The organism is Robiginitalea insularis (genome assembly GCF_052497835.1).
On record NZ_CP199296.1, the window covers coordinates 2,980,340 to 2,992,312 of the forward strand.

Here is an 11,973-nt window from a genome sequence, read left to right on the forward strand (position 1 = left end):
TGAGGTTGCGGTGAATAATGTCTAAATTCACCTTCTGAAAAGATGGAGGTAGGCATGTTTCTAGAAGAATTGAATGAAGCCCAGAAGGCCCCTGTACTGCACAAGGACGGTCCTTTAATGGTTATTGCCGGGGCAGGTTCCGGCAAGACAAGGGTCCTTACCTACCGGATAGCCCATTTGATGGGCCAAGGGGTGGATGCCTTTAATATTTTGGCCCTGACCTTTACCAATAAGGCTGCCCGGGAGATGAAGAAGCGGATTGCAGATATTGTGGGCGGGTCAGAAGCCAAAAACTTATGGATGGGCACCTTCCATTCTATTTTTGCCAGGCTGCTTCGCTATGACGGAGACAAACTTGGCTACCCCAGTAACTTTACCATTTACGATACCCAGGATTCCCAGCGTTTGATTGCCTCCATCATCAAGGAAATGGGCCTGGATAAGGACGTATATAAGTACAAACAAATACAACAGCGGATTTCTTCCTACAAGAATAGTCTTATTACGGTTAAGGCCTACTATCAGAATCCGGAACTGCAGGAGGCCGATGCCATGGCCAAAAGGCCGCGACTTGGTGAGATCTATAAGAATTATGTTGACCGATGCTTCAAAGCAGGAGCCATGGATTTTGACGACCTGCTGTTGCGTACCAATGAGCTGCTTACGCGTTTCCCTGAGGTGCTGATGAAGTACCAGGAGCGTTTCCGCTATATCCTTGTAGACGAGTACCAGGACACCAACCATTCGCAGTACTTAATAGTGCGTGCACTTGCAGACCGCTATCAGAACATTTGCGTGGTTGGGGACGATGCGCAAAGCATCTATTCCTTCAGGGGAGCTAATATTACCAATATCCTCAACTTTCAAAGGGACTATGATGATGTGGCAGTTTATCGGCTGGAACAGAATTACCGCTCCACCAAGAACATCGTAAATGCAGCCAACAGTATTATCGCTAAAAACAAAAATCAGTTGGAGAAAGTGGTTTGGACGGCAAACGACGAAGGCGGACGGATTAAACTGCACCGAAGTCCTACCGATGCGGAAGAGGGCAGGTTTGTGGCCTCCACTATTTTCGAGATGCGGATGCAGCAGCAGCTGCCAAATGGGGATTTTGCTGTTTTGTACCGCACCAATTCCCAGTCACGGGCCATTGAGGATGCGCTTCGCAAGAGGGATATTCCGTATCGCATTTACGGGGGGCTTTCATTTTACCAGCGCAAGGAAATAAAGGATGTTCTCGCCTATTTACGCCTGATCGTTAATCCCGGGGATGAAGAAGCCCTGAAACGCATTATTAATTTTCCGGCGCGCGGAATTGGTCAAACAACCGTGGATAAGCTCACCATTGCTGCGAACCAAACGGGTCAGACCATTTTTGAGGTTATGGAAAATGTCCAAAAATCCGGTGTTCCGGTGAATTCGGGTATTCGCAGGAAGTTGGAAGATTTTGTGGCCATGATTCAAAGTTTCCAGATCTTCAACGAGCAGGCAGACGCCTTTACACTGGCCGAACACGTAGCCAAAAAATCAGGCCTCCTGCTTGAATTCAAAAAAGACGGTACCCCGGAAGGGATTGCCCGGATGGAAAACATTGAGGAATTACTTAACGGGATCAAAGATTTTGTGGAAGGGCAGAAAGAACTGGCGGATGCTACAGGCAACCTGAGTGAATTTCTCGAAGATGTAGCCCTGGCAACAGATATGGACAAGGATACCGGCGATGAGGATAGGGTAGCTTTAATGACCATTCACCTGGCAAAGGGCCTTGAATTCCCGAATGTCTTTATAGTCGGGATGGAAGAAGATCTGTTTCCATCCGCTATGAGCATGAATACCAGAAGCGAACTGGAAGAAGAGCGGCGTTTGTTCTATGTGGCCCTGACAAGGGCCGAGAAACAAGCCTATCTCACCTACACCCAAAATCGGTACCGCTGGGGGAAACTCATAGATGCCGAGCCCAGCCGCTTTATTGAGGAAATCGATGAACAATTTATCGACAATCTGACCCCGGCGGATAATTATCGATTCAGGCCGCTTCTGAATGCAGATATTTTCGGGGATGTCGATAAAAGCAGGCTCAGACAACAAAAACCCGAGAAGGGAACCCCTCCCAGGCCCAATCATCCCACGGCCAACCAATTGCGAAGGCTTCGTAAAATTAAGCCCCAGACCAGTCCTGCAAGTGCGAATGCGGAGTACGCTGATCAGGAACTCTTTGAAGGCAGTTTGGTAGACCATTCCCGTTTTGGAAAGGGAAAAGTCCTGAAAATAGAAGGGGCCGGAAACGACAAAAAAGCTGAAATACAATTTGAGCGCGGCGATATTAAGAAGTTATTGCTGCGATTTGCCAAACTCCGGCTGATAGAATAAAGAAAACAGGCTGATTGGGATTTAGTCAGTTTGCGCACCAATACCGAATCATTATGGCTGAATTTATCAGGATTTATGAAGAAAACCCCCATCCAAAGGCTGTAAAACAGGTAGTGGATATTCTTCGCAGTGGCGGCCTTGTCATTTATCCAACAGACACGGTTTATGGCCTGGGCTGCGATATTACCAATTCCAAAGCCCTGGAACGCCTGGCCAGAATCAAGGGGGTAAAGCTTCAAAAGGCTAATTGGTCTTTTATCTGTGCAGACCTTAGCAACCTTTCGGATTACGTCAAACAAATTGACACCCGCACCTTTAAAATACTGAAAAGAGCGCTTCCGGGTCCGTATACGTTCATCCTGCCCGGAAATAATAACCTGCCCAAAGATTTTAAAAAGAGGCAGACCGTGGGTATCCGCGTACCGGACAATGCCATAGCACATGCCCTGGTTTCAGGATTGGGACGGCCCATCGTTTCCACTTCCATTAAAGATGAGGATGATGTTATAGAATATACAACAGACCCGGAACTGATTAAGGAAAAATGGGATAACCTGGTAGATGCGGTGGTAGACGGCGGCTACGGGGGCAATATTCCCTCTACGGTGATTGACCTTTCCGGGCCGGAACCCGAATTGATCCGGGAAGGCAAGGGCCCATTAAACATACTGTAATAAAAAAAGCCCTGTAGTGTACTACTACAGGGCTTTCTCATGTTAGGGGAACATCCCTATTTGTTAATGGCAGGATCTTTCATTCCTTCCTCAATCATGCTATAGAACTGGTCCAGTTTTGGAAGTACCACAATACGGGTCCTTCTGTTCCTGGCCCGGTTGGCAGCTGTATCGTTATCTGCCAAAGGCACAAAATAACTTCTTCCTGCTGCGGTCATTCTGGCCGGATCTACTCCAAAATCATTCTGGAGGATACGTACAATGGAAGTGGCACGCTTGGCGCTCAGATCCCAGTTGTCCAGTAAAACACCGCTTCTGTACGGTACATTATCTGTATGCCCTTCTACCATAAATTCGAAGTCAGGCTTGTTGTTTACAACCTGTGCAACTTTCCCGAGCACCTTCTTTGCTTCATTGGTTACATTGTAGCTTCCGCTGCTAAAGAGCAACTTATCGGAGATGGAAACGAAAACCACGCCTTTTTCAACGCTGATTTCGATATCTTCATCATCCAAATTGCCCAAAACGCCCTTCAGGCTTTGAACCAGGGCAAGGTTTACAGAATCCCTTCTGGTGATGGCATCCTGTAATCTGCGAATAGTCAGATCCTTTTCTTTCAGGCTCTCCAGGGATTTTTCCAGGTTATCGGCTCCTTTTGCAGTCAGGGTAGTGAGATTCCCCATGTTGTTTATAAGCTCCTGGTTATTAGCCTTCAGAAAAGCATTCTGTTCTTCCAGCGTATTAAGGCGTGCCTGAGCAGTCGTTTTTTCTTCCAGACAGCTATTGAGTTTTACAGTGGCTGAATTGAGAAGGTCTTGTGTTTCTTTTTGTTTGGCTTCCAGATCTGCGTATTTTTTCTGAGATACACAAGATGAAAGGGCCAGGGCTAATCCCAGGCATCCAACTATTAATTTATTCATAGTAAAGGTTTGTATTAATGAGTTATTATTTAGTTTCCGTTCTTTCTAAAACTTAAACAAAATTATGTAAAAGCCAAAGCTGAGATCGGCTTGTTTCGTTAATCTTTTACTAAAATGTTAAAGTCCTCTATACCATTTACGTAATAAGACCATACAATGGATGTTGTTGCGTAGTATTTTGTGGTAAAATTTATTTTTTCCCGTTTTTTTAGCATTTTGGGAAAGTGGCGGTAAAAACTGAAATGGGCTCTGAGGATGGCAGTCGCATGTCTGAATTTAGCCTGAAAAATAAAACGCAGGGCTGCAATTCCATCCAGTAACAGCCTGCTGAGGATAATTGGAAAGGCTTTTTTTCTCGGCAAATTCTTGGTGATGGAGAAAAGAGAATTCCGGAAATTCAGGAAAGTTTTTTTCGGATTCATATTACTCAGGGTGGAGCCCCCCAGGTGATAGACTTCAGAAGCCCCCACATACATAACTTTGTAGCCGTGGTTTTGAGCCCTCCAGCACAAATCTACCTCTTCCTGATGTGCGAAATAATCCGGATCAAAGCCCCCTAAGTCATGGAATATCTTCTTCCGGATAAACATACAGGCTCCGGTTGCCCAAAATATTTCACGGGTGTCGTTATACTGCCCTTTGTCCTGCTCCAGACTTTGGAAGATTCTCCCCCGGCAGAAGGGGTAGCCAAAAAGATCCAGGAACCCCCCTGCAGCACCTGCATATTCAAAATATTCCGGGCGGATAAGGTCTTTTATTTTTGGTTGGGCGATTCCCGTGTCCGGATGGGATTCCATATGCTGCAGTATCGGCTCCAACCACCCCGGGCAGACTTCAACATCAGAATTAAGCAGGCAATAGATATCTTCTTCCACCTGTTGCAGGGCCATATTATAGCCACTGGCAAAACCACCGTTTACAGGATTTTGTATAATTGAGATTTCCGGAAAGTGTTCCTTTACATAAGAGACCGAGTCATCCGTAGAGGCATTATCGGCCAGGTAGATCCTGGCGCCCGGGCTGTGTTTGATTACGGAAGGGAGAAATCGCTCCAGCAGTGCGTTTCCGTTCCAATTCAATATCACAATAGCCAGGCTTGACATCTTCACAGTAAATATGAGGCTTTTTGAAAGCCGACAAAATAACTAAATATTTTGCAAAGCAGGGGCGTAGAACTGGATAATAAAACAATTACAACATTTGACGGAGCTCTGAATAGTCCGGCAATTCTTTGAGGAATAGATACTTGCCGGCTTCGTAGTCTATTTGGCAGTAAATATGCTGGATCCCATTGGTAAGCATCAGGCAGGCAGAGCGGACGGGAAAGTTATATCGGGCAATCTGATCAAAAACTTCCTGATTCAAAGGCACATCGGGGGCCTTGCATTCCACCAGCAAAAGGAATCGGCCGTCTGTGTCGCAAACGGCAAGATCCACCCTCCTCGAGAGGGAATTGACGCGTATTTCACGCTCCACAAGCATTCTGCCCGCCGGATACTTCTTTTCCTGAATCAGATAGTGTATGCAGTGCTGGCGTACCCATTCTTCCGGTAATAACTGAACATATTTTTTGCGAATGATATCAAATACCAGGGCTTTATTTTCCCTATTTTTGAAACGCAGGGCATAGCTGGGAAAATTCAGTGGAACCATATTGCAAAAGTGCTATTATTTTTTAAATGGATGAAGTAAAACAGATAATCGCAAATATCCGCAAAGGCCTTTTTGCACCTGTCTATTTTTTAATGGGAGAGGAGCCTTATTATATTGACCGGATCTCCGAGTTTATAGCCTCTGAAATCCTCTCTGAGGAGGAAAAGGGGTTTAACCAGATGGTCTTGTATGGCAGGGACACCAGTCTTGATGAAGTAATTAGTCAGGCCAAACGCTACCCCATGATGGCAGAGCATCAGGTAGTCCTGGTGAAGGAGGCCCAGCACCTGAGCAGGACCATTGAGAACCTGAATTCCTATGCGGAAAACCCTCAGTCCAGCACCATTCTTGTCTTTTGTTATAAATACAAAACCCTGGATAAGCGCAAAAAACTATTCAAGACGCTCAGAAGCAATGGTGCTGTGGTTTTTGAGAGTAAAAAAATGTACGAGAATCAGGTATCGGAATGGATCAGGCGGGTGTTGCTTGGAGATGGTTACAAAATATCCCATAAAGCCTCGGCACTCCTTGTGGAATATCTGGGGACTGATCTGAGCCGGATTTACAACGAACTGGAAAAACTAAAAATAGTACTCCCGTCAGGAACAGAGATCAACCCCGCTTTGATCGAAAAACATATAGGGATCAGTAAGGACTACAATAATTTTGAACTTAAAAGTGCTATTGCCAGTCGTGATATACAGAAAGCCACACGCATTATCAAGTATTTTGCCGAAAACCCGAAGGACAACCCTTTTGTTTTGACAATTTCCCTGCTACACAGTTTCTTCTCTCAATTGCTGCAATACCATGGCTTACAGGATCACAGCCCTAAAAATGTTGCCAGTGCTCTCAGGATAAATCCTTATTTCGTAAACGAGTACCAGACGGCTGCCCGCAACTACCCCATGAAAAAAGTAAGTGCAATCATTTCCGTTTTAAGGGAAATGGACCTTAAAGGAAAAGGGGTTGATTATGCCGGAGCCAATCAGAAAGACCTGTTGCAGGAACTGCTCTTTAGAATAGCCTGATTATTTCCGGTCTATGCTATATCGACCGGGACCGAGAAGGAAGATAGCCCCAAAAACGACCAAATAGAGCAGAGCCAGTTCTTTTCGCCCAAAAGGGTCAGCGGCATGCTGTATAAAGAAGGCCACAAACATAGTTGCGATAATGGGAAGGCTGGCCCACCGGGTTTTATATCCGAGAAGTACGAGCAGGGAACATAAAACCTCTGCAAATACGGCCAGGAAAAGGGTAGGGGCGGCTCCAATCCCTAGCGGATCGGCAAAAGCTATCTCTTCTCCACCAAATAAACGCTGTATTTTGGGGATGCCGTGGGTAAGCAACATCCCTGAGCCTCCAATGCGTAATAAGGCCAGGCCAAGGTCAGATTTTAGGGAACTTTTCATAGATAATGGATCATTGTTTAATACTAAATTATCAATTATCCTGAATTTAACTAGGTCTTTTTTAAGAATCTTCGTATTTCGGTGGTCAGGGTCTGACAATTCTGAGGGTTAAACGGAAGCGGGGGTTTTATTTTCAGTACGCTATTGAACGGCCCATCCTTGCCTACAAGAATGTGCTGTTGCCTCAGGTAATTCTTAAGGTCCGATACAAGTCTTGTTCCCGGTTTTCCATCTTTCCCGGTAAATTCAACACCAAGGAAGAGGCCGGAGCCGCGCACATCTGATACACGGGAATCCATAGCCTGAATTTCCCTTAGCAGGCCCATTAGAAAATCTCCTGTTTCCGCAGCGTGTTCCTGCAGCCCTTCTGCTTTTACTGCCTGAAGTACGGCCAGGCCTGCGGCGCATGAAACAGGATTGCCTCCAAAGGAACTGAAAAATTCTGGCCCTTGTTCAAAAGAAGCGGCCAGTTCCGGGCTGGTCACCACCGCTCCAATCGGATGTCCATTCCCCATGGGTTTTCCCAGTATCACTATGTCCGGAATCACACCCATCATTTCAAAGCCCCATCTGTGGTGGCCCAGTCTTCCAAAACCGATTTGGACTTCATCGCATATGCAAACGCCACCCTCTTGCCTTATTGCTTTGTACATTGCCTCAAGATACCCTGCTGGCAGGGGTAATTGTCCTCCGCATCCCATAATGGGTTCTGCTATACATCCCGCCATTTGACCGGTATTCTCAGCAATAAGACTGCGGGAGGCTTTTGCAAAATACCTTGCTGCAGCTGCTTCATTCTCAAAATCTGAGTTGATCCAGTCCGGGAGCGGTGCGATAACTGCATTCGGGTATACTCCCTGTTTACTGTGTTTATAGGGGCTCACTTCAATGGAAGCTACAGTGTTGCCGTGATATCCCTGATCCAGGCAAAGGATTTTTTCTTTTTGGGTGTGAAACCGGGCAATTCGGAGGGCCAGGTCTGTGGCGGCACTTCCGGAGTTCACAAAAAAGACCTTACTGAGGGGTTCGGGAAAATAGGAAAGTAGCAGTTCTCCATATTCCAGCAGCTGGTCGTAGTGGTAACGGGTATTGGTGTTCAATTTCCCCATTTGCCTGCTCACCGCACGTGCCACCTCCGGATGCGAATGCCCTACCAGCATTATGTTGTTGTATGCATCCAGAAAACACTCTCCCTTATGGCCATACATATATTGAAAAGCCGCTTTTTCCATAACAATGTGCTGCTGGTAACTGAGGGAATAGGCCTTGCTGAGAATGCGATCCCTTCGCTTTTCATAAGTGGATAGGGCCAGGGGTGAAGAAGTCTCCATACCCGCCGCCTTGCGAAATACAGTACGGGCCTGTTCGGGGTTAATCGTGAGCCAGGCCTGCAACAGTTTCCGGGCCGGGATTTCGCTAATCCGGATATATTCAGACTCGGGCTGCTTAAGGGAAGCCTGAGCGGAATTGCACAGGCTGATACATATTCTGCCGGCAACCAGATAGTAAAGAACATCCAGTTCTGAAGCTTGCAGGGGAAGGATGCGGTTATACGCGGCTATTACGGTATGTGCATCTTTGAGGAGATCATCCGACCGCATCAGCACATAGGTGAGCCCCACTGCTAATTCATTGATAAGCCAGCTGTAACACATATCGCCGAAATCGATGATCCCGTTTACGCTTTGGTCAGCAACCAGGATATTATTTTCGTTTGTGTCATTATGAATTACGGCCCGCCGTAGTTCATAGGCCCTGGGCAGTACCTCTAATTCATATTGCAGGAAGAAATAGTCGATCCGGCTTCTAATTCCAGGTTCTGAAACGGATTTCAGGTACTCCTTGTTCATCAACAAATGCTGCAGGTCCCAGTGAAAACGTTTGGCTGCGATATCCGAAGGATCCAGCTCCAGACCTACTTTACTGACCTCGGCCAGAAAACTTCCAAAACTATCTAAGAAAGCAGCAGACCAGCTTATTTCTGACATGAATTGACCGGGAACGAAACGGAGCAGGCGCAGCAATTTATTTTCGGCCGCAATGAAAATTTTATTTTCTGCTGATTTGATATGCGCGGGAACATGGTAATTCTTTAGTTTGCCAAGGGCTTCCATAAAATTATGCTCAGCCGTGATTTGTTTGGCAAGTCCCGGTCTTTCAGGGTGCACTTTTAAGATCCAATACCCGCCCTCTTCTGTAACTTTATAGGTCTTGTCTGCATAACCTTCCAGCAGTTGCAATTCAGGGTTTTTCAGGCCATAGTGCCTGTGCAGATATTTTTTAAGGGATTCCATATACCTAGCTACTACTGATAAACTTAAGGAAAATCAGCCCGCTATCTAAAAATGAAGAAAAATAAATCAGGGGGAATAATACAGGAAAGGATCTGGGGCAGGTGATCAGCCCCCATTACGATTGTACAAAAGTTAAAAAGGTTTCAAATTAAGCCACACAACGAGCCTGGGCTGATGGCAACTAATATATGGATGGGAATTCGTCGGGTCTCGCCTCGTGCATAATGCTGTAAACCTTTTCAAAGATATCTTCAGTATTTGGCTTTGAAAAATAGTCACCGTCACTCGCATAAGCCGGCCGGTGGGCTTTAGCTGTCAGCGTTTGGGGAGGTGAATCCAGATAACGATACCCCCCCTGTTTTTCAACTACTTGCTGTATTAAATAAGCCGCACATCCACCGGGGACATCTTCATCTATGACTAATAGCCTGTTGGTTTTTTCAAGGCTTTTACATACTTGCTCATCCAAATCAAATGGCAGCAGCGATTGGGCATCAATAACTTCAGCTTCAATACCTACCTCCAGAAGTTCGGTAGCAGCTTGTTGCACTAATCGCAGCGTTGAGCCGTATGACAGCAAAGTAATATCCTTTCCTTCCCGAACCAGCTCTACCTTTCCTATAGGGGTGCGAATGTCCCTGAGGTTTTCAGGCATGCGCTCCTTGAGCCGATACCCGTTAAGGCTTTCAATAACCAGGGCTGGTTCGTCACTTTCCATAAGGGTATTGTAAAAGCCAGCGGCTTTCGTCATATTTCGGGGCACTAAAATATACAAGCCCCTCAGTAAATGTATTATCCCACCCATTTGCGAACCGGAATGCCAAATTCCTTCCAAACGATGCCCGCGTGTCCTTACTATTAACGGCGCTTTTTGTTTTCCGACGGTTCGGTACAGCAGCGTGGCAAGATCATCGCTAAGGGTCTGCAGACAATACAGCAGGTAGTCCAGATACTGTATTTCGGCTATGGGCCTGAGTCCTCGCAGGGCCAGGCCAATGCCCTGTCCGATAATTGTGGTTTCCCGGATTCCCGTATCTGCTATACGAATTGCACCATATTTTTTCTGCAGGCCTTCAAGACCCTGGTTAACATCGCCAATTGCTCCGCTGTCTTCTCCAAAAATCATGAGTTCAGGGTAGCGGGAGAAAAGCTGATCAAAATTATCCCGCAGGATAACCCTGCCATCTACTTCCTCGCTTTCCGGACCATAAACGGCGGAAACCTCTTTAATGGCAGTGGCGTTGTTGGGCAGTTCTGAATATAAATGAGAGCCATAGGCCTCTTCATTGTCCTTTATAAATGCCTTTATCCACCTCTGTAATTTTTCCCTGGCAGGCTGATTTTCGCCCAGTACATAGCGCAATGCCTTGCGTGCCTTGGATATAAGGTCCCTTTTCAGAGGTTCTTCAACGGCTATAAGATCATTTTTGATCCTTGAAATAAAGGATTTGTTGGGGCTGTGGTTCCCCAGTTCTTCCAATATCTGAAGCAGTTCTTTTTGCTGGGCAATCTGAGGGCTCAGGAATTCGGTCCAGGCGTCTTTCTTAGCGGTGCGTACGTTCCTTTTTATTTCCTTTTCCAGCTTGTTCAATTCTTCTTCAGCCGCAATATTATTCGCCAGAATCCATTCGCGGAACTTGAGGTTGCAGTCATGGGAACGCTCCCACTCCAAACGCTCCTGGGATTTATATCGCTCGTGAGAGCCCGAAGTGGAGTGACCCTGGGGCTGTGTAAGCTCCTGTACGTGGATCAAAACAGGCACATGGGATTCCCTGGCAATGTCCGCGGCGTTTTCATAAGTGTGTATCAGGGCGGTGTAATCCCATCCGTTTACTCTGAAAATTTCATATCCGGGGGATTCCTCGGTGCGCTGAAACCCCTTCAGGATTTCGGAGATATTTTCTTTTGTTGTCTGGTATTTGGCCGGTACAGAAATCCCGTATTCATCGTCCCAGATACTCACAATCATGGGAACCTGTAAGACCCCTGCAGCATTAATGGTTTCAAAAAAATGACCTTCACTCGTAGAGGCATTCCCGATGGTACCCCAGGCCACTTCATTTCCATTATCCGAAAATTTATCTGAGGGAATATTCGGGAGGCTGCGATATACCTTGGAAGCCTGGGCCAGGCCCAGTAACCTCGGCATTTGCCCTGCGGTAGGGGAGATGTCGGCACTGCTGTTTTTCTGGGCCGTCAGATCCCTCCAGCTGCCGTCTTCGTTTAAACTGTAAGTAACAAAATGCCCGCCCATCTGCCTTCCGGCGCTCATGGGTTCTTTTTCGATATCAGTGGTTGCGTATAAGCCGTGGAAAAAATCTTTGGGTTTTAAAACACCCAGGGCCATCATAAAGGTTTGATCCCTGTAGTAACCACTCCTGAAATCCCCATTGCGAAAAGCACGCGCCATAGCCAGTTGCGGCAGCTCTTTCCCATCTCCGAAAATCCCGAACTTGGCTTTTCCGGTAAGGACTTCCCGACGCCCTAAAAGGCTACATTCCCTGCTGGTGACAGCCGTCCGGTAATCCTGTAAGATCTGGTCTTTAAAATCATTAAAGGAAATATCACTTTCAGGATCGAGTTTAACTTTCATATCAACAGGTGGGTATTTGCTGCAAAGGTACCAAAGAAGCGGCATTTTTGCAAT

Annotated in this window: 9 protein-coding genes; 3 read left to right on the top strand and 6 right to left on the bottom strand. The window is 46.5% G+C overall.

What is annotated here, in order from left to right:
* Window positions 1–54 precede the first annotated feature (54 nt).
* Both ACT6NV_RS13435 and ACT6NV_RS13440 read left to right on the top strand, forming a co-directional pair.
* Window positions 55–2,373: an ATP-dependent helicase gene (locus ACT6NV_RS13435; protein ID WP_445384955.1), complete on the top strand. Its 2,319-nt coding sequence runs from the start codon at window positions 55–57 to the stop codon at window positions 2,371–2,373.
* 53 nt (window positions 2,374–2,426) lie between these two features.
* A complete protein-coding gene (locus ACT6NV_RS13440) occupies window positions 2,427–3,047 on the top strand; it encodes an L-threonylcarbamoyladenylate synthase (RefSeq protein ID WP_445384956.1) in 621 nt (206 codons plus the stop codon).
* A 56-nt stretch (window positions 3,048–3,103) separates the two neighbouring features.
* Here ACT6NV_RS13440 and ACT6NV_RS13445 read toward each other — a convergent pair whose 3' ends face one another.
* From ACT6NV_RS13445 to ACT6NV_RS13455, 3 genes are all read right to left on the bottom strand, one after another.
* Complete coding sequence (locus ACT6NV_RS13445) at window positions 3,104–3,967, bottom strand: OmpA family protein (RefSeq protein WP_445384957.1); 864 nt, start codon at window positions 3,965–3,967, stop codon at window positions 3,104–3,106.
* 98 nt (window positions 3,968–4,065) lie between these two features.
* Window positions 4,066–5,070, bottom strand: a complete 1,005-nt coding sequence (locus ACT6NV_RS13450) for a glycosyltransferase family 2 protein (protein ID WP_445386701.1) — start codon at window positions 5,068–5,070, stop codon at window positions 4,066–4,068.
* Between the two features lie 88 nt (window positions 5,071–5,158).
* Window positions 5,159–5,620 (bottom strand): type I restriction enzyme HsdR N-terminal domain-containing protein, encoded by a 462-nt coding sequence (locus tag ACT6NV_RS13455; RefSeq protein ID WP_445384958.1) that lies wholly within the window; start codon window positions 5,618–5,620, stop codon window positions 5,159–5,161.
* A 26-nt stretch (window positions 5,621–5,646) separates the two neighbouring features.
* Here ACT6NV_RS13455 and holA point away from each other — a divergent pair, with 26 nt between their 5' ends.
* Complete coding sequence (gene holA, locus ACT6NV_RS13460; RefSeq protein ID WP_445384959.1) at window positions 5,647–6,651, top strand: DNA polymerase III subunit delta; 1,005 nt, start codon at window positions 5,647–5,649, stop codon at window positions 6,649–6,651.
* Here the strand turns inward: holA and ACT6NV_RS13465 are convergent, their stop codons facing one another.
* From ACT6NV_RS13465 to ACT6NV_RS13475, 3 genes are all read right to left on the bottom strand, one after another.
* The gene (locus ACT6NV_RS13465) at window positions 6,652–7,032 is read right to left on the bottom strand and encodes a DoxX family protein (protein WP_445384960.1); all 381 of its coding nucleotides are present in this window, start codon (window positions 7,030–7,032) and stop codon (window positions 6,652–6,654) included.
* 50 nt (window positions 7,033–7,082) lie between these two features.
* On the bottom strand, window positions 7,083–9,326 hold the full coding sequence (locus tag ACT6NV_RS13470) for an aminotransferase class III-fold pyridoxal phosphate-dependent enzyme (RefSeq protein ID WP_445384961.1): 2,244 nt from the start codon (window positions 9,324–9,326) through the stop codon (window positions 7,083–7,085).
* 181 nt (window positions 9,327–9,507) lie between these two features.
* Window positions 9,508–11,919, bottom strand: coding sequence for an alpha-ketoacid dehydrogenase subunit alpha/beta (locus ACT6NV_RS13475; RefSeq protein WP_445384962.1), 2,412 nt, complete (start codon window positions 11,917–11,919; stop codon window positions 9,508–9,510).
* Window positions 11,920–11,973: the final 54 nt, after the last annotated feature.

Coding starts and splice junctions, on each gene's coding strand:
- holA (WP_445384959.1), top strand. CDS start 5,647: ATGGATGAAGTAAAACAGATAATCGCAAATATCCGCAAAGGCCTTTTT.
- ACT6NV_RS13435 (WP_445384955.1), top strand. CDS start 55: ATGTTTCTAGAAGAATTGAATGAAGCCCAGAAGGCCCCTGTACTGCAC.
- ACT6NV_RS13475 (WP_445384962.1), bottom strand. CDS start 11,919: ATGAAAGTTAAACTCGATCCTGAAAGTGATATTTCCTTTAATGATTTT.
- ACT6NV_RS13470 (WP_445384961.1), bottom strand. CDS start 9,326: ATGGAATCCCTTAAAAAATATCTGCACAGGCACTATGGCCTGAAAAAC.
- ACT6NV_RS13450 (WP_445386701.1), bottom strand. CDS start 5,070: ATGTCAAGCCTGGCTATTGTGATATTGAATTGGAACGGAAACGCACTG.
- ACT6NV_RS13445 (WP_445384957.1), bottom strand. CDS start 3,967: ATGAATAAATTAATAGTTGGATGCCTGGGATTAGCCCTGGCCCTTTCA.
- ACT6NV_RS13455 (WP_445384958.1), bottom strand. CDS start 5,620: ATGGTTCCACTGAATTTTCCCAGCTATGCCCTGCGTTTCAAAAATAGG.
- ACT6NV_RS13440 (WP_445384956.1), top strand. CDS start 2,427: ATGGCTGAATTTATCAGGATTTATGAAGAAAACCCCCATCCAAAGGCT.
- ACT6NV_RS13465 (WP_445384960.1), bottom strand. CDS start 7,032: ATGAAAAGTTCCCTAAAATCTGACCTTGGCCTGGCCTTATTACGCATT.